General features: G+C 72.8%; 17 protein-coding genes and 1 tRNA gene. 8 read left to right on the forward strand and 10 right to left on the reverse strand.

The genetic code is table 11. The features are described 5' to 3' along the window. Window positions 1–107 precede the first annotated feature (107 nt). Window positions 108–656: a cytochrome b gene (locus CR162_RS03660; RefSeq protein ID WP_099094166.1), complete on the reverse strand. Its 549-nt coding sequence runs from the start codon at window positions 654–656 to the stop codon at window positions 108–110. Between CR162_RS03660 and CR162_RS03665 the strand changes: the two genes are divergently transcribed. Further along, window positions 655–1,692, forward strand: a complete 1,038-nt coding sequence (locus CR162_RS03665; RefSeq protein ID WP_176559700.1) for a hypothetical protein — start codon at window positions 655–657, stop codon at window positions 1,690–1,692. The genes CR162_RS03660 and CR162_RS03665 overlap by 2 nt on opposite strands. On the opposite strand, the gene CR162_RS03670 is transcribed toward CR162_RS03665, so the two are convergent. Continuing rightward, complete coding sequence (locus CR162_RS03670; RefSeq protein ID WP_099094167.1) at window positions 1,671–2,657, reverse strand: ketopantoate reductase family protein; 987 nt, start codon at window positions 2,655–2,657, stop codon at window positions 1,671–1,673. The genes CR162_RS03665 and CR162_RS03670 overlap by 22 nt on opposite strands. A gap of 18 nt (window positions 2,658–2,675) precedes the next feature. Next, window positions 2,676–3,875 carry a M20 metallopeptidase family protein gene (locus tag CR162_RS03675; protein WP_099094168.1) on the reverse strand — a complete coding sequence of 400 codons (1,200 nt, stop codon included), beginning with the start codon at window positions 3,873–3,875 and terminating at the stop codon, window positions 2,676–2,678. Window positions 3,876–4,284: 409 nt separating this feature from the next. Between CR162_RS03675 and CR162_RS03680 the strand changes: the two genes are divergently transcribed. The 3 genes from CR162_RS03680 to CR162_RS03690 all read left to right on the forward strand — a co-directional run bounded on the left by CR162_RS03680 (window position 4,285) and on the right by CR162_RS03690 (window position 7,945). Next, window positions 4,285–4,878 (forward strand): hypothetical protein, encoded by a 594-nt coding sequence (locus tag CR162_RS03680; RefSeq protein WP_099094169.1) that lies wholly within the window; start codon window positions 4,285–4,287, stop codon window positions 4,876–4,878. Window positions 4,879–4,894: 16 nt separating this feature from the next. Beyond that, window positions 4,895–6,397, forward strand: coding sequence for a tripartite tricarboxylate transporter permease (locus tag CR162_RS03685; protein ID WP_099094170.1), 1,503 nt, complete (start codon window positions 4,895–4,897; stop codon window positions 6,395–6,397). A 114-nt stretch (window positions 6,398–6,511) separates the two neighbouring features. Then, window positions 6,512–7,945 (forward strand): mannose-1-phosphate guanylyltransferase/mannose-6-phosphate isomerase, encoded by a 1,434-nt coding sequence (locus CR162_RS03690; protein ID WP_099094171.1) that lies wholly within the window; start codon window positions 6,512–6,514, stop codon window positions 7,943–7,945. A gap of 27 nt (window positions 7,946–7,972) precedes the next feature. Here the strand turns inward: CR162_RS03690 and gluQRS are convergent, their stop codons facing one another. Then, window positions 7,973–8,830, reverse strand: a complete 858-nt coding sequence (gene gluQRS / locus CR162_RS03695) for a tRNA glutamyl-Q(34) synthetase GluQRS (protein ID WP_099094172.1) — start codon at window positions 8,828–8,830, stop codon at window positions 7,973–7,975. A 50-nt stretch (window positions 8,831–8,880) separates the two neighbouring features. On the opposite strand from gluQRS, the gene CR162_RS03700 reads away from it, so the two are divergent. Together CR162_RS03700 and CR162_RS03705 are read left to right on the forward strand one after the other, a co-directional pair. After that, complete coding sequence (locus CR162_RS03700) at window positions 8,881–9,549, forward strand: alpha/beta hydrolase (RefSeq protein WP_099094173.1); 669 nt, start codon at window positions 8,881–8,883, stop codon at window positions 9,547–9,549. Between the two features lie 162 nt (window positions 9,550–9,711). After that, complete coding sequence (locus CR162_RS03705; protein ID WP_099094174.1) at window positions 9,712–10,287, forward strand: HNH endonuclease; 576 nt, start codon at window positions 9,712–9,714, stop codon at window positions 10,285–10,287. A gap of 10 nt (window positions 10,288–10,297) precedes the next feature. Here the strand turns inward: CR162_RS03705 and CR162_RS03710 are convergent, their stop codons facing one another. Both CR162_RS03710 and cysE read right to left on the reverse strand, forming a co-directional pair. Then, window positions 10,298–10,777, reverse strand: a complete 480-nt coding sequence (locus tag CR162_RS03710; protein WP_099094175.1) for a disulfide bond formation protein B — start codon at window positions 10,775–10,777, stop codon at window positions 10,298–10,300. Beyond that, complete coding sequence (gene cysE, locus CR162_RS03715) at window positions 10,774–11,607, reverse strand: serine O-acetyltransferase (RefSeq protein WP_099094176.1); 834 nt, start codon at window positions 11,605–11,607, stop codon at window positions 10,774–10,776. The genes CR162_RS03710 and cysE overlap by 4 nt, the downstream gene beginning before the upstream one ends. A 209-nt stretch (window positions 11,608–11,816) precedes the next feature. On the opposite strand from cysE, the gene CR162_RS03720 reads away from it, so the two are divergent. After that, the gene (locus CR162_RS03720; protein WP_099094177.1) at window positions 11,817–12,443 is read left to right on the forward strand and encodes a glutathione S-transferase family protein; all 627 of its coding nucleotides are present in this window, start codon (window positions 11,817–11,819) and stop codon (window positions 12,441–12,443) included. 72 nt (window positions 12,444–12,515) lie between these two features. Then, window positions 12,516–12,597, forward strand: a tRNA-Leu gene (locus CR162_RS03725). A 52-nt stretch (window positions 12,598–12,649) separates the two neighbouring features. Here the strand turns inward: CR162_RS03725 and CR162_RS03730 are convergent. The 4 genes from CR162_RS03730 to CR162_RS03745 all read right to left on the reverse strand — a co-directional run bounded on the left by CR162_RS03730 (window position 12,650) and on the right by CR162_RS03745 (window position 17,158). After that, window positions 12,650–14,368 carry a peptidoglycan -binding protein gene (locus tag CR162_RS03730; RefSeq protein WP_245870105.1) on the reverse strand — a complete coding sequence of 573 codons (1,719 nt, stop codon included), beginning with the start codon at window positions 14,366–14,368 and terminating at the stop codon, window positions 12,650–12,652. A gap of 33 nt (window positions 14,369–14,401) precedes the next feature. Next, on the reverse strand, window positions 14,402–15,562 hold the full coding sequence (locus CR162_RS03735) for a coiled-coil domain-containing protein (RefSeq protein ID WP_099094178.1): 1,161 nt from the start codon (window positions 15,560–15,562) through the stop codon (window positions 14,402–14,404). Then, the gene (locus CR162_RS03740; RefSeq protein ID WP_099094179.1) at window positions 15,559–16,188 is read right to left on the reverse strand and encodes a hypothetical protein; all 630 of its coding nucleotides are present in this window, start codon (window positions 16,186–16,188) and stop codon (window positions 15,559–15,561) included. Before CR162_RS03740 ends, CR162_RS03735 begins: the two co-directional genes overlap by 4 nt. 124 nt (window positions 16,189–16,312) lie before the next feature. Beyond that, entirely contained in the window at window positions 16,313–17,158 is an 846-nt protein-coding gene (locus tag CR162_RS03745; RefSeq protein ID WP_099094180.1) for an inositol monophosphatase family protein, read from the reverse strand. Window positions 17,159–17,198 lie beyond the last annotated feature (40 nt).

The following is a 17,198-nucleotide window of genomic DNA, read 5'->3' on the forward strand; positions in this document are numbered from 1 at the left end:
CTGAGCGCCTTGGCGGCGCTTCTCGGCTGTTCGCGGAGGCGCGGCGGCCTCCGCCCTCCGGCATAGACTGGCGCCGCCGCGGGCCGCAACGAAACTTGGCGCCGGCCTCAGCCGCCGCCCGGGCCGGCGCGGCGCGGCAGCATCCGGCGCAGCGTGTCGTCGCCCCGCGCCCAGTGGTGCCAAAGGGCAGCGCCGGCATGCAGCGCCACCAGCAGCCCGAGGGCGAGCGCCATCCATCCGTGCACCGCGGTGAGCGGCGGCGCCAGCGCCTCGCTGCGGCCGACCGGGCTCGGCAGCGGGATCACCCCGAAGAGCGAGAGGGGAAAGCCCCAGGCATTGGTGGCCAGGAACCCCACCACCGGCATGGCCAGCAGCAGCGCGTAGAGCGCGGCATGGGTGGCGAAGGCGGCGCCTTGCAGGAGGGGCGGGGGCGGCGGATGGACCGGCGGCGGCGGGTGGCGCCAGCGCCAGAACAGGCGCAGCAGCGTCGCCAGCAGGACGGTGATGCCCAGGCTCTCATGGATGTTGTAGAGGCGGAGCTTGAAGGCCTCCTCCTGCGGCGGCGCCCAGGCGATCCAGAGGCCCAGCGCCGCAATGGCCAGCACGGCCAGCGCGGTGGCCCAGTGCAGCAGGCGCGCGGTGCGGGTGTAGGGCATGCGGCTTCCTCCGGTGGACGACGATGTCTCGATGATCGCGGCGCATGCGGATTGGAGCACCGATCCGCGCAAGCGCTGGGTCAGCATCGCGCGACGGCGCGGCGGGCGGTGGCGCGCGGAGGCGCCGCGCCCGGTGGGCGACCCGGCCGCGCTGGTGGCCGGGCTGCTGGCGGAGGGCGTGCCGCTGGCGCTTGGCCTCGATCTGCCGCTGGGCCTGCCACGCGGCTTCGCCGCCCAGCGGCCGGAGCGGGATTTCCGCCACTTCCTGCGCGGCCTGTCCGCCACGCCGGATTTCTTCGTGGTCAGCCCGACGCTGGAGACCGTCTCGCCGGCGCGCCCCTTCTACCCGGCGCGCGGGCTGAAGGGGATGACGCGGCTGTCGCACGCCCGGGCGCTCGGCCTGCCCGATGCCGCCGGGCTCTGCCGCCTGTGCGACATGGCGACCGCCGAGCGCCCGGCCGGCGCGCCGGTGTTCTGGACGCTGGGCGCCAACCAGTCCGGCAAGGCCGCCATCGCCGCCTGGCGGGACTGGCTGGCGCCGGCGCTCGCGGCGGGCGCCAGGCTGCGCTTCTGGCCCTTCGAGGGCGGGCTGGCCGAATTGCTGGAGCCCGGCCACGCCGTGCTGGCGGAGGTGTATCCGGCCGAGGCGATGCGCCAGCTCGGCATCCTCCTGCCCGGCAGCAAGCGGGACCGGGAAGCGCGCCGCGCCGCCGGCCCGTCGCTGCTGCTCGCCATGGCGCGGCTCGCGGTGCGGCCTTCCCGCGCGCTGGAGCAGGCGGTGCTGGACGGCTTCGGCGCCGATGCGGCCGGCGAGGACCGGCTCGACAGCATGTTCGGCCTGCTCTGCCTGGTGGGCGTGCTGGACGGCGCGCGGCCCGACTTCGTGCCGGACGATCCATGGGTGCGGCGCTGGGAAGGCTGGGTGCTGGGGCAGACCGCCCTGCCGGTGGCGGCGGCCGGCGGTTCCGCTGCTCCGGGGCCAGGGGAGGGCGGTCCGCCCCCGGCCCCGCGCCCTCAGCCGGCGGGTGGCGCGTAGAGCCCGGCGGCGGTGGCGGCCTGGGTGGCGAGCGCCACCGAAAGGTCCAGCGTCGGCGTCTCCACCCCCGCCATGCGGGCCAGTTCCAGCGGCGTGCGGAACAGCGCCTCCACCTCCATCGGCCGCCCCAGCTCCAGGTCCTGCAGGATGGAGGGCTTGTGCGCCAGCCTGGAGGAGGAGGCGACGCGCTTCTCCAGGTCGTATTCGAAGGGATGGCCGAGCGCCGCGGCCACCGCCATGGATTCGCGCATCGCCCGCAGGATGGCCGTGCGCACCGTGGGGTCGGCCAGCGTGCCGCCGATGCCCTGTCGGGACAGGATGGTGAACGGCCCCTGGCTGAGATTGCCCATCAGCTTGGCCCAGACCTCGCGGCGTATGGCATCCGTCACCTCGCCGGAGATGCCGCCCCTGCTCAGCGCCCCGGCGATGGCCTGGGCGCGGGGCGAGACGCTGCCATCCAGCTCGCCCAGGATGACCCGGTTGTTGGCGTGCTCCACCTTGATCACGCCCGGGCTTGTCACGGTGCAGGCGGAATAGACCACGCCCCCCAGGGTGCGCCCGATGCCGACGGCCTCGCGCAGCCTGTCGCCCGGGTCGATGGCGGGCAGGCGGCGGCCTTCCAGCGGGCCGCCATGGCGGTCGAAATACCACCAGGGGATGCCGTTCATCACGAAGGCCACCGTGGTCTCCGGCCCGAGCAGCGGCGCGATGGCCTCCGCCACCTGCGGCAGGGAGGGCGCCTTGACGGTGACGATCACCGCGTCCTGCGGCCCCAGCTCGGCGGCGCTGCCGGCGGCGACGCGCACGGTCCGGGTGCCGTCCGGCGCCTCGATGGTCAGCCCCTCCCGCTGGATGGCGGCGAGCTGCGCGCCGCGCGCCACCACGCTGGTCTCGGCGCCGCCCAGCGCCAGGCGGGCGGCGACATGGCCGCCGATGGCGCCCGCGCCGAATACACAGATCTTCATGCCAGGTTCAGCTCCGCTTCAGGAGGCGCGCGAAAGCAGGTCGAGCGCGATGCGCGAGAGTGCCTCGACGCCGGCCGGGATGCAGCCCTCATCCGGCTGGTAGCCGGCATTGTGCAGGGCATCGTCGCGGCCCGGGGCGCCGGAGCCGATGCGGAGCTGGAAGGCCGGCACGCGGCTGGCGAAGGCGGAGAAGTCCTCCGACCCCATGCTGGGCTCGCCCTCCGCCACCAGCGCCGCGCCGAACTGCGCCTCGAGTGCCGCGAGTGCCGGCTGCAGCACGCGGTCGTCGTTCACCAGAGCGGGCACCATGCGCTGGTAGTCCATGCTGGCCTCCACGCGGAAGCCGGCCTCGACGCCCTGCGCCAGCCGGCGCAGCGCCGCCTCCGCCGTGTCCCGCGCCGCCGCGTGCAGGGTGCGGACGGAGCCCTTCAGCGCCACCCGCTCGGGGATGATGTTGTAGGTGGTGCCGCCGGAGGACTGGCCGATGGTGACCACCGCCGGGTGCAGCGGCCTCACCTCGCGCGACACCACGGTCTGCGCCTGAGTGACGAAATGCGCCGCCGCCACGATCGGGTCCACCGCCGCGTAAGGGTGCGCCGCGTGGCCCGATCGGCCGCGGATCACGAGGTCGAAGCGGTCGGCGGCGGCGAGGCAGGCGCCGCGCACGTAGCCGAAGCGGCCGACCGGCATGTCGGGGTGGTTGTGGAAGCCGAGCGCCATGTCGATGCCGTCCGCCGCCCCATCGGCGATCATGGCGGCGGCGCCCTGCAGCGTTTCCTCGGCCGGCTGGAAGACCAGCACCACGCGGCCCGCCAGGCGCGGCGCCAGCTCCTTCAGCAGCGCCGCGGCGCCGAGCAGGGTGACGGTGTGGATGTCATGCCCGCAGGCATGCATCTTGCCCTGCACGGTGCTGGCATAGGGCAGGCCGGTTTCCTCATGGATCGGCAGCGCGTCCATGTCGGCGCGGATCGCCAGAGTGGGGCCGGGGCGCCCGCCCTCGATGACGCCAAGGACGCCGGTGCGGCCGATGCCGGTGCGGTGCGGGATGCCCAGGCGGCCGAGTTCGGCGGAGACGAGGCCGGCCGTGCGGACCTCCTCGAAGGCGAGTTCCGGATGCGCATGGATATCGCGGCGTAGAGAGACAAGATGCGGTGCTTGTTGCTGCGCCGAGCTGTGCAACCACTGTGTTGTATCATTGAACAGAAATTCGTTTGTCATGGCCTCGATTGTCCCATTCCGCCAGGAACCGGCTCTGTTCCGGAATTTTATTGCGTTGCAGCATTCATGAACTTTTGTTCATGAATATCTGGTACCTTGCCCCGGTGCATTCCGGTGCCATAGGTTGCCGCCATTCAGCGTCTGGGGGGAGGATGCGAGTGGGACGCCGGAACCGCAATGCGGGCTGAGAAGGTCTTCGGCCATGACTGCCGCCGGGCCGCTCTCGATCATGTCCGGCAGGCTGGCTGATACGGTGGCCTGACATCGTCCAACCATCGGGCATTGTCATCCTGCCCCTCCGGGAGCAGGACGCCCGCGCATTCGGCGGCAGCTTCGCGAGGCTGCCCTTTCCGGTCTCCGGAGATATTTAGGCGTGCCTGCGGCGCGTGGGGTTCAAGAAGGAATAGGCATGAGGATCAATGCAAAAGACCTCGCCTCCGGTCTGTTACTGGTGGTGCTGTCAATCATCGGCCTGTGGCTGAACACCGAGCACACGCTGGGCTCGGCGCGGCGCATGGGCCCCGGCTACATGCCGATGCTGGTGTTCTGGCTGGAGTTCGGCCTCGGCGCGATCGTGCTGGTGATCTCGCTGTTCAGCGGCGCGGACCCGCTGGAGAAATGGACCAAGGTCGACTTCGTCACCCTTGCCCTCGCCATCGCCGCGACGCTGGTGGCCTACCCCCTGCTGGCGGCGGTGCCGGCGCTCTCGGGCAACTGGTACGCGCTGGGCCTCGCGCTCGTCATCGGTCTCGGCGTGCTGGCGGTCAGCCCGGGCTGGCGCAAGCTGGCGCTGATCCTGGCCGGCATGACGGTGTTCGGCATCCTGCTGGATCAGGGCGGCCTGTTCCTCGCCATCGCCGCCATGGTGGTGGTGGCGGCCCTGGCCGAGCCGGAACACCGCCCGATCGGCGTGCTGGGCACCGTGATTTTCCTCATCGTGCTGTGCTGGTGGGTGTTCATCCACGAGCTGGACATCCGCGTCAGCGTCTGGCCGAATTTCTGAGAGCGCCCGGAAAACCATGGAACTTCTTTTCTCCAACCTCGCCCACGGCTTCGGTGTCGCGCTCAGCTTCGACAACCTGCTGTTCGCGCTGCTGGGCGCCCTGATCGGCACCGCCATCGGCGTGCTGCCGGGCATCGGCCCGGTGGCCACCATCTCGCTGCTGCTGCCGATCACCTTCGGCCAGCCCGCCACCACCGCCATCATCATGCTGGCCGGCATCTACTACGGCGCGCAGTATGGCGGCTCCACCACCGCCATCCTGCTGAACCTTCCGGGCGAGGTCTCGGCCGTCGTCACGACGCTGGAAGGCTACAAGATGGCCCGCAACGGCCGCGCGGGCGCGGCCCTGGCCATCGCGGCGCTCGGCTCCTTCTTCGCCGGCTCGGTCGCCACCATCCTGGTCGCCGCCTCCGGGCCGCTGCTGACCGAGGTCGCGCTTTCCTTCGGGCCGGCCGACTACTTCTCGCTGATGTTGCTGGGTCTCGTCATATCATCGGTGCTGGCGCAGGGCTCGGTGGTGAAGTCGGTCGGCATGGTGGTACTGGGCGTGGCGCTCGGCCTGGTCGGCACCGACGTGCAGACCGGCCAGCAGCGCTTCACCTTCGGCATCCCCGAGCTGTCGGACGGCCTGAACTTCGCCGCCATGGCGATGGGCGTGTTCGGCATCGCCGAGATCATCCTGAACCTGGAGCGCCCCGAGGTCCGCTCGGTGCTGTCGGCCAAGGTCGGCAGCCTGTTCCTGACCAAGGAGGAATGGAAGCGCGCGACGCCGTCCGTGCTGCGCGGCACCATCCTTGGCTCGGCGCTCGGCATCCTGCCCGGCGGCGGCGCCTCGCTCGCCTCCTTCGGCTCCTACATGATGGAGCGGAAGATGGCGCGCGGTAAGGCCGAGTTCGGCAGCGGCGCGATCGAGGGCGTGGCCGGTCCCGAGGCGGCCAACAACGCCGCGGCGCAGACCTCCTTCATCCCGCTGCTGACGCTGGGCATCCCCTCCAACGCCGTGATGGCGCTGATGGTGGGCGCGCTGATCATCCAGGGCATCCAGCCCGGCCCGCGCATGGTGGAAAGCCAGCCGGACCTGTTCTGGGGCCTGATCTGCTCCATGTGGATCGGCAACCTGATGCTGCTGGTCATCAACCTGCCGATGATCGGCATGTGGGTGAAGCTGCTGCAGGTGCCCTACAAGTACATGTACCCGGCGATCCTGACCTTCTGCGCGATCGGCGTGTATTCCATCAACAACAACGTGTTCGACGTCTACCAGACCGTGTTCTTCGCGGTGCTGGGCTACGTCTTCGCCAAGATCAAGATGGAGCCGGCGCCGCTGCTGGTGGGCTTCGTGCTCGGCCCGATGATGGAGGAGCACCTGCGCCGCGCCATGCTGCTCTCGCGCGGCGACCCGATGGTGTTCGTCGAGCGCCCGATCAGCGGCGTGCTGCTGGCCATCTCCGCCCTGGCGCTGGGCCTCATGCTGCTGCCCGGCCTGCGCAAGAAGAAGGAAGCCGCGATGGCGGGCTGAAGCCCCGCCGTCCAGTCCGCGCCTGAAGCCGCCCCAGGTTTACCGCCTGGGGCGGCTTTTATTTTCTGGCTTGTCCTTTATGTTGTTCCGGAATTTGTGAGCGGAGTATTACAAATGGCGGACACGGGACAGCAGCGCATTGTGCCGGTGGTGTTGTGCGGCGGGACGGGCAGCCGTCTCTGGCCGCTGTCCCGCGAAGGGTTCCCCAAGCAGTTCTGGCCCCTGCTGTCGCAGCACTCGATGCTGCAGGAAACGGCGAACCGCGCCGTCGGCCCCAGCTTCGCCAGCCTCCTGGTGATCGCCAACCAGGACCACCGCTTCCTGGTGGCCGAGCAGCTGCGCGAGGCGCGGATCGAGAATCCGCGCATCGTGCTTGAGCCCACGGCGCGCAACAGCGCCCCGGCCATCGCCGCCGCCGCGCTGCTGGCGCATGAGGAGGACACCCAGAGCGTGCTGTGGCTGATGCCGGCCGATGCCGCCATCGCCGACACCGCCGCCATGCACGCGGCGCTCGGCAAGGCGGCCGAGGCCGCGCGCGCCGGCCGCATCGTCACCTTCGGCATGAAGCCCACCGCGCCCGAGACCGGCTATGGCTATATCGAGGCGGGCGAGCCGCTGGAGGGGCTGGAGGGCGTCGCCGCCGTCGCCCGCTTCGTCGAGAAGCCCGATGCCGGCACCGCCGCCCGCTTCCTGGCCGGCGGCCAGCATCTCTGGAATTCCGGCATGTTCGTGGCCACCGCGGCGACGCTGCTGGCCGAGCTGGAGCGCCTGGCGCCCGACCTTCTGGCGGCGGTGCGCGGCGCGGTGGAAGGCGCCACCCGCGACCTCGACTTCATCCGCCTCGACCCGGCGGCCTTCGCCCGGGCGCCGGACATCTCCATCGACTACGCGGTGATGGAGAAGACCAGCCACGCCGCCGTGGTGCCGGCCGATATCGGCTGGTCGGATGTCGGCTCCTGGGCGGCGCTGTGGGAGGTCTCGTCCAAGGACGCCGCGGGCAACGCCACGCAGGGGCCGGTGGAGCTGTACCAGGCCCGCAACTGCTATGTCCGCACCGAGGGCATCCTGACCGGCGTCGTGGGCCTGGAGGACGCCGTGGTGGTGGTGACGGACGATGCCGTGCTGGCCATGCACCGCGACCGCGCGCAGGACGTGAAGAAGCTGCTGGAGCAGCTCAAGGCGGCCAACCGCAAGGAGGCCACCGAGCACCGGCGCATGTATCGCCCCTGGGGCCACTATGAGGGGCTGATCAAGGGCGACCGCTTCCAGGTGAAGAAGATCTCGGTCAAGCCCGGCGCCAAGCTGTCCCTGCAGAAGCACTTCCACCGCGCCGAGCACTGGGTGGTGGTGGCCGGCACCGCCATCGTCGAGCGCGACGCGGAGCGGATCATGCTGCGGGAGAACGAGTCCATCTACCTGCCGCTGGGCTGCGTCCATCGCATGGAGAACCCGGGCATGATCCCGCTGACCCTGATCGAGGTGCAGTCCGGCTCCTATCTCGGCGAGGACGACATCGTCCGCTTCGAGGACACCTACGGCCGCGCCTGACGCGGCCTGCCCCGCGGCGCGGGCCGCTCAGCCCCGCGCCGCGCCTTCGGCCATGGCCCGCACCGCCGCCGGGCCGTGGCCGGCCTCGCGCAGCGCCGCCAGGGTGGGGGCGTTGTCGCGCTTGGAGAGCCGCCGGCCATCGGCGCCCAGCAGCAGCGGGTGGTGGCGGTAGCGCGGCGCCTTCCACCCCAGCAGAGATTGCAGCAGCCGGTGCAGGTCGGTGGCGGGCAGCAGGTCCGCGGCCCGCGTCACCAGGCTCACGCCCTGCAACGCATCGTCCCGCGTCACGCAGAGGTGGTAGGAGGCGGGGATGTCCTTGCGCGCCAGCACCACGTCGCCGAAGCGCGCCGGGTCGCAGCGCAGCCGGCCACGCCCGACCTCCAGGAAGGAGAGCGGGCGCGGCGCCCGCCGCAGCGCCGCCGCCATGTCCAGCCGCAGCGCGTAGGGCTGGCCGGCGGCGATCCGCTCCGCGCGTTCGGTGGCGCCCAGGCGGCGGCAGGTGCCGGGGTAGAGCAGCCCGTCCGGCCCGTGCGGCGCATGGCCGATCGCCGCCACCTCGCGGGCGATGTCGGCGCGGGTGCAGAAGCAGGGGTAGAGCAGTTCCATTCCCGAGAGCCGCTCCAGCGTGGCGCGGTAGTCCGGCAGGTGCTCGGACTGGACGCGCACCGGGCCGTCCCAGTCCAGCCCCAGCCAGGCCAGGTCCTCCAGGATGCCGGCGGTGAATTCGGGGCGGCAGCGCACCGGGTCGATGTCCTCGATGCGCAGCAGGAAGCGCCCGCCCGATTCGCGCGCCAGCCGCCAGCCCAGCAGGGCGCTGTGCGCGTGGCCGAGATGCAGGCGTCCGGTGGGGCTGGGCGCGAAGCGCGTGACGGTGGTTGCGGCCATGGCCGATCGCGCGTAGCGGATGCGGCCTGACCGCAGCAAGGGGATGGCGCATGGCCGCACTCGATGGACCGCGTTGGGGACCGAAGGCAGGGGGCAGGCCGAAGCTGCTCGTCTTCCTGCTGCATGGCTACGGCGCCGATGGCAACGACCTGATCGACCTCGCGCCGCACTGGGCGCAGGCGGCGCCGGAGGCGCTGTTCATCTCGCCGCACGCGCCGCATCCCTGCGAGGGCGGGCCCTATGGCCGCCAGTGGTTCAGCCTGGCCGACCGCCGCCCCGCCCCGGTGCTGGCCGGCGCCCAGGCCGCCCGGCCGCTGCTGGACGAGATGATCGCGCGCGAGGCCGCCGCCGCCGGCCTGCCGGAAAGCGCCGTGGTGCTGATGGGCTTCAGCCAGGGCGCCATGATGGCGCTCTTCACCGGGCTGCGCCGCAAGGTCGCGCCCGCCGGCATCCTGGCCTATTCCGGCCGGCTGATCGGCGAGGAACTGCTGGCGGGCGAGATCGCCGCCCGGCCCGAGGTGCTGCTGGTGCATGGCGAGGCGGACGAGGTGGTGCCCGCCGCCGCCAGCCGCGCCGCCGAATCCGCGCTGCGCGCCGCGGGTGTCCCCGTGGAGGCGCTTTATTGCCCCCGCCTGGCGCATGGCATCGACGATGCGGGGCTGTCGGCCGGCGCGCTGTTTTTGCAGCGCGCCGCCGCGCGGCTCGACACCACTGCGTGACAGCGCCGTGAAACCCGCATGGCCGGAGGTTGCGCCGGCCGTGCGGGGCTGTCATGAATCCGCTGCACACCGGCGGCGCCACGATATCTGGGGCCCATCCGCTCGGTCCGGCCCCAGAGGTTGATGCGCGCAGCTTGAAAGGAGCGGCGCTTGCCTGACGGGATGTCTGCGGGAAGCCCGGGAGCATCTCCCGGCGGCTTCCCGGCCTTGGTGCTGAACGCGGATTTTCGTCCGCTGTCCTATTTCCCGCTGTCGCTGTGGTCCTGGCAGGACGCGGTGAAGGCGGTCTATCTCGACCGCGTCTCGGTGCTGTCGGAATACGAGACCCTGGTGCGCTCGCCGCGCCACACCATCCGGCTGCCCAGCGTCATCGCCCTGAAGGAATACATCCCCTCGGCGCGGCGCCCGGCCTTCACCCGGTTCAACGTCTTCCTGCGCGACGGCTTCTCCTGCGTCTATTGCGGCGAGGAGCGGCCGACCCAGGAGCTGACCTTCGACCATGTGATCCCGCGCAGCCGGGGCGGGCGCACCAGCTGGGAGAACGTCGTCACCGCCTGCGGGCCGTGCAACCTGCGCAAGGGCTCCAAGCTGCCGCAGGAGATCCGCATGTTCCCCCGCCGCGTGCCGCGCCAGCCCACGGGCTGGGAGTTGCAGGACAACGGCCGGAGCTTCCCGCCCAACTACCTGCATGAGAGCTGGCGCGACTATCTCTACTGGGACACCGAGCTGGAGAACTGAGCGCCCGCCTTCAGCGCTGGCGTCGCGATGCCAGGAGCGCGACGCCCCCCAGTCCCAGCGCGTAGACCAGGTTCATCGCCGCCATGGAAACGGGCAGGCCGGGGATGAGGTAGGTGGGCTCGTCGCAGGGCTTGGCGGGGGCGGGGGCGAGGCTGTTCATCAGATCCTCCACGCTGCGCGCGCCGCCGGCGGCGGGGGCGGCGCAGCCGGGCAGGGGCGAGGGCCACCACTTCGCCTCCACGCCGACATGCACCAGGCCGGCGGCGGCGGCGCCCAGGATGGCGATGCCCGCCAGCGCCAGCATCGGCCGCCGCGGCAGCCAGAGCGCCAGCAGCGCCAGCACCGCGCCCAGCCAGTAGGGCCAGCGCTGCCACAGGCAGAGCAGGCAGGGGTTCAGCCCGCCCCAGCGCTCGCTCGCCATGGCGAGGAGCGGCGCGGCGGCGGCCAGCGCCGCCACGGCCAGGGGAATCGGCAGGGAGCGGGGCATCATTCCTCGGCGGGGTCCAGCATCTGGTCCATGGCGCGGGCCGGCTCGGCGCAGCCCGCCTGGCCCACCACCCGCGCCGGCACGCCCGCCACGGTGGTGCAGGAGGGCACCGCCTTCAGCACCACCGAGCCGGCGGCGATGCGCGCGCAGGCGCCCACCTCGATATTGCCCAGCACCTTGGCGCCGGCGCCGATCAGCACGCCTCGGCGGATCTTGGGGTGGCGGTCGCCACCCTCCTTGCCGGTGCCGCCGAGGGTGACGCCCTGCAGGATCGAGACGTCATCCTCGATCAACGCCGTCTCGCCCACCACCAGCCCGGTGGCGTGGTCGAGGAAGATGCCGCGGCCCATGCGCACCGCCGGGTGGATGTCCGTCTGGAACACGGCGGAGCTGCGCGATTGTAGCCACAGCGCCATGTCGCGCCGGCCCTGGCGCCATAGCACATGCGCCATGCGGTGCGTGGTGAGGGCGTGGAAGCCCTTGTAGTAGAGCAGCGGCTCCAGCGCGCGGGAGGTCGCCGGGTCGCGGTCCACCACGGCCATGATGTCGCTGCGCACCGCCTCGCGGAGCGCCGGGTCCTCCTCCAGGAAGCGCTCCAGGCTGCGGCGCAGCAGGGCGGCGGGGAGGTCCGCATGGTCGAGCCGCGCCGTGACGCGGGTGGCCAGCGCCGATTCCAGGCTCTCATGCTGCAGGACCGCCGCGTGCAGGAAGCCGGCCAGCTCCGGCTCCTGCGCCGCCGCCGCCTCCGCCTCGCGCCGGATGCGCGACCAGACGGGGTCCAGCATGCCGTCGGCGTCGCGAAGGGGGAGGGGCTGGGGGACGCTCTGGTTCATGCTGGCTCCTGGGCGGACGGGCCGCCGCCTGGGCACCGCCTGCGGGAGGGGCCGGGGAAGGAAGGGGGCCTGGAGCCGGAAATTCGCGCCGCCATCCCGCCGGGTCAAGCGCCACGCTGGCTGGACCGGCTGGCGTGAAACGCATACCGTCCCCGCCCGGCGGCCCCGCCGGGCCGCGCGCCACATCATCCGGGGGAGGAAAGGACCGCATGCGGATCATCTGGGGCCGCGCCAACAGCAGCAACGTCATGAAGCTGCTCTGGTTCTGCGACGAGACCGGGCTGGAGCACGAGCGCCGCGACGCCGGCGGCGCCTTCGGCGTGACCCGGGAAGCCGGCTACACCGCCAAGAACCCGATGTCCCTGGTGCCGACGCTGGAGGAGCCGGATGGCTGGGCGCTGTGGGAAAGCAACACCATCCTGCGCTACCTGGCCAGCACCACGCCGGCCGCGGCATCGCTCTACCCGGCCGCGCCCCGTGCTCGCGCCGGCATCGAGCGCTGGATGGACTGGCAGCTCGCCCATCTCTCGAAGCCGATGACCACCCTGTTCTTCACCCATGTCCGCATCCCCGAGCCGGAGCGGGACTGGCCGGCCGCCGAGGCGGCGCGGCGCGAGGCGGCCGCGTTGTGGACGCTGCTGGACCGCCAGCTGGAGGGCCGCCCCTTCATCGAGGGGGAGGATTTCACCCTGGCCGACATCGCCCTCGGGATCTTCGCGCATCGCTGGCACGCCTTGCCGCTCGAGCGGCCGGAGCTGCCGGAGCTGCGCCGCTGGTACGGCTCGCTGGCCGGGCGGCCGGGCTTCGCGCGGCATGTCATGGTGCCGATGACCTGAAGCATGGCCGGCGGCGCGCGACCCCGTGACGCCGCCCCCGGCTTGCGCTACAGGAAAGGCCGCGCCGCGCGCGCGAGAGTGGCGGAACGGTAGACGCAGACGACTCAAAATCGTCCGGCCTCAGGTCATGCGGGTTCGAGTCCCGCCTCTCGCATTTTCCCGCAGGCCACCGGCCAGGGCCGAGATGACGGGCGTCACGCCACCCGTCACCGGTCCGTCAGGCGCAGCTCGATGCGCCGGTTGCGCGCCAGGGCCTCGGGCGTCTCGCCCTCGTCGATCGGCTGGTTCTCGCCGAAGGCCGCGGCCGCCACGCGGTTGGCCGGCAGCCCCTCATTGATCAGCAGCTGCGCCACGGCGATGGCGCGGGCCGCCGACAGCTCCCAGTTGCTGGCGAAGCGCCCGCCACGGATCGGGTTGCGGTCCGCATGGCCATCGACGCGCAGCACCCAGGCGAGATCGGGGGGGAAGCGGCGGCTGACATCGAGCAGCACCTGCGCCAGTGAGCGCAGCTGCTGCTGCCCGGCGGCCGAAAGCTCGGCGCTGCCCACCGGGAACAGCACCTCGCTCTGGAACACGAAGCGGTCGCCCACGGTGCGGATCTCCGGCCGGTCCCCCAGCACCTCGCGCAGCCGGCCGAAGAAGTCGCTGCGGTAGCGCTGCAGCTCCTCCACCCGGGCGGCGAGGGCGGCGTTCAGCCGCTGGCCGAGCTGGCTGATCTGCGCGTCCTTGTCGCGCCCGGACTGCTCCTCGGCATCCAGCAGCGCGGCGATGCGGGAAAGCTCGGCGCGCAACGTGGCGAGCTGCTGGGTGAGCAGCGCCACCTGGGCGCGGGCGCTCTCCGCCAGCCGGGCATGCTCGCCGCCCGCGGCCTCGGCCTGCTGGCGGGCCTGGGTGGCCTGGGCGGCGCTGGCCTCGGCCTGCTGCCGGGCCTGGTCGGACCGGGCGGCGAGGGCCTCCGCCTGCTGGCGGGCCGCCTCGGCGGCGCGGATGGCGGCCTCGGCCCGCTGGCGCTGCCCGGCCTCGTCTCGGGCGGCCTGCTCGGCGGCGGCGCGGGCGGCCTCCTCGGCGCCGGCGCGCGCCAGCGCCTCGGCGGCGCGGCGCTCCATCTCGTCGCGCAGCGCGGCGAGCTGCCGGACCTGCTGGCTGAGCCGGGCGATGTCGGCCAGCCGCGCCTCGATGGTGGCGCGGTCCGCCGCCACGGTGCGGTTCAGCGCCTCCATCTCCTGGCGCAGCGCCGCCATGGCCTGCTGCGCCTCGGCCAGCTGGCGGCGGGTCTCGGCCAGTTCGGCGGCGGTGCGGTCGCGCGCCTGCTCGGCACCGCCGGCGCGCGCCTGGGTCTCGGCCAGCTGCGCGCGGGCCGCCTCCAGCGCGCCGCGCTCGGCGGCCAGCGCGCGGCGCGCCTCGGTCAGGTCGCGCAGCACCTGCGCGGTGTTGCCCCCCATCGCCTCGGCGCGGGAAAGCGCCTCGGCCAGGCGCTCCTCCAGGCTGGCGATGCGGCTCGCGGCGCCGCCGGCGGAAAGCTCCAGATCGGCCAGCCGGGCGGCGAGGCGGTCCCGCTCGGAGCGCAGCGCCTCCCGGTCCGCGGCGCTGCGGTCGCGCTCCTCGCGCAGGCCCGAGACCTGGGAAAGCGCGGTGTCGCGCGCGGCGGCGGCGAGGCGCAGCTCCTCGGTCATGCGGCCGAGATTGGCGCGCAGCTCCTCGCCCTGGCCCCGCTCCAGCGCCAGCATCTCGGCCAGTTCGGCCACCTGCCGGTTCAGCCGGTCCAGCGCCTGGTCGCGCGATGACAGCGCGACCGACAGGAAGCCCTGCGCCAGCACGAAGACCAGCAGCACGAAGATGATGACCATCAGCAGGGTGGACAGCGCGTCCACATAGCCGGGCCAGGCATTCATGCCCTCGCGCGGGCCGCGCCGTCCGAGCGCCACGGCCTCAACGCCCGCCGCGCGGGAGGGGAGGTGTCATCGCGGCCCTTCCTCGGCGAGTGCCGCGATGGTGCGCGCCAGGATCTTGATCTCGCCGCGGATCTCGGCGGTGGACTGGGCACGCCCCTGGGCCAGGTCCTCCACGAGGCGGGCCATGTAGACCTCCAGGTTGCGCAGATGGGCGCGCGAGGCATCGTCCAGCGCGCCATGCGTCTGTGCGTGCGCCTGCGCCTCGGCCAGCCGCGCCAGGGTGGGGGCGAGGCCGGACTGCGCCTCGGCCATGCGCTGCATCAGCACCTGGTTGGCGCGCATCTGCTCGGTCATCACCGCGAGGCGCTCGGTCAGGGTGTGCAGCGCCTGGGAGGAGGCGTTCCGGCCTTCCTCGCCGCGCGCCATGATGCGCTGCAGGTTCTCCAGGTTCTCGGCCGTCTGCTCCAGCAGCGCCTGGACATAGGCCGGCACCGAGCCGCCCGCCTCGCCATCGCCGCCCAGCACGCCGGAGGAAAGGCGGGTGACGCCCGCCAGCCATTCCTCCAGCTCGGAATAGAAGCGGCTCTGCGCCTGCCCCGCGGTCAGGTCGAGAAAGCCCAGCACCAGCGCGCCGGCGAGGCCCAGCATGGAGGAGGAGAACGCCACCCCCATGCCGGTGAGCGGCTGCGCCAGGCCGGATTTGAGCTGGTTGAAGAGCTGGTTCAGGTCGCCCGAGCCCACGGACATGGAGTTGATGACATCGGCCACGGCGCCGATCGTCAGGATCAGGCCCCAGAAGGTGCCGAGCAGGCCCAGGAAGATCGACAGCCCCGTCATGTAGCGGGACAGCTCGCGGCTCTCGTCGAGGCGGGAAGCGAGGCCGTCCAGCATGGCGCGCATGGAGGAGGCGGACAGCGAGATGCGCTCGCCGCGCCTCGCGGCGAACATCGAGGCCATCGGCGCGAGCAGGCGGGGCGCGGGGCGCGGGGCGGCGCCCGCGGCGCGGGGCGCGCGGAAGCCTTCCAGCCATTCCACCTCGGGCTTCAGCGCCAGCACCTGCCGGATGTTCCAGGCGATGCCGATGGCCAGCACGGCGAGGATGACGCCGTTCAGCAGCGGGTTGGCGGCGAAGGCGCGCAGCAGCTCCTCCGAGAGCAGCGCCGCCAGCGCCAGCACGGCCGCCAGGAAGAGGAGCATCCGCAGCAGGTAGTGGGTCGGGCGGGTCATGGGCGGGCCTGGCTCTGGGTCTGGCGGTTGGTGCCGGGATCGCCGTTGGCGGACCGGTCGCTGGCGGGGGCGGCGCCTCGGGAAGCGGCGCCGGGCGGCAGCAGGACGATGCCGTCGCGCGCTTCCTCGGTGCGGCCGAGGGGGCGGACATCGATGCGGGTGCCGTCCAGCCCCGCGGCCTCCAGGAGCTGGCGCAGCGCCAGGCCGTTGGCCAGCGAATCGCGCCGCGCCACCGAGGCGTCCTCGGCCGGGCCCGCCACCTGGGCCAGGAGCGTCACGCGGCCTTCCGTGCGGCTGGCGAGCCAGCGGCCGATCTCGGCGAGGGCGGCACGGCCGGCCGCGTCCGGCCGGCCGCGCGCCGCCTCGCCATGCAGCCGCCAGCCGCCGCCGGGCAGGGCCTCCATGCCGCGCGGCAGGGCGATGGCCGGCTGCGGCAGGGATTCGGCCGGGCGGGGCGGGCGGCTGAGATCGGGCGGCAGGGGCGCGCTCTCGGGCGGGGCGGCGGGCAGGGGCGGCCCCTCCGGCTGCCCCGGGCCAGCCTGCTGCGCCTGGACGGCTTGCTGCGCCAGCCACAGCGGCGCGGCCAGCAGGAGGAGGGGGCGGAGGAAGCGGGAGCGCGCAGGCATTGTGCCGCGCAGCCTAGCCGACAACGGGCCGCAGGGGAAACGCGCCCTCGGCGTGATGGCCGGGCCGGCCCCCCCCCCACACATTCGCTCTGCCCCACGCCGGCCCCGCCGCCGGGGCGGCGCGTCAGCCCTCGCCGCGGGCGCGGCTGACGGCGGCGATGCCCTCCTGCACCACCTCGCGCAGCTTCGGCTGCAGGTGGGGGTTGCCGGCCACCACATGGCCGTTGGCGTAGCAGTCGCCGCCCTCGGGGTCGGTCGCGTAGCCGCCCGCCTCCTTCAGGATGATCAGCCCGGCGGCGATGTCCCACTTCGCCATGCCCAGCTCCCAGTAGCCCTCGTAGCGGCCGGCGGCGGTCCAGCAGAGGTCGAGTGCCGCGGAACCCATGCGGCGGACGCCCGCCACCTGCGGCATCAGCCTGGCCAGCGTGGCGGAGAACTCGGCCTTGCGCTGCACCTTGGCGAAGGGGATGCCGGTGGCGAAGACGGCCGAGAGCATGTCGCGCCGGCCGGAGACGCGCAGGCGGCGGTCGTTGAGGAAGGCGCCATTGCCCTTCTCGGCCCAGAACAGCTCGTCGGCCGCCGGGTTGTAGACCACGCCGGCGACGACCTCGCTGGTGGTTTCCGTCAGCCGCTTCTCGATGCCGATGGAGATGGCCCAGTGCGGGATGCCGTGCAGGAAGTTGGTGGTGCCGTCCAGCGGGTCGATCACCCAGCGCCATTCCCAGTCCTCCGAGCCGCTCTCGCCCTGCTCCTCGCCCAGGAAGGCGAAGTTGGGGCGGGCGCGGCCGAGCTCGGCGCGCAGCGTCTCCTCGGCGCGGAGGTCGGCCTGGGACACGAAGTCGCCCGGACCCTTCATGCTGACCTGCAGCTGCTCCACCTCGCCGAAATCGCGCAGCAGGCGGCGGCCCGCCTTCTGGGCGGCGGCCACGACGACGTTGAGGGCGGGGGAAAGGCGGGCGGATGCGGCCACGGCGGGGGAACTCCGGAAAACGGGAGGCGCTGCTCCACGA

This window comes from Teichococcus rhizosphaerae (assembly GCF_002631185.1).
Taxonomy (GTDB): Bacteria; Pseudomonadota; Alphaproteobacteria; order Acetobacterales; family Acetobacteraceae; genus Pseudoroseomonas; species Pseudoroseomonas rhizosphaerae.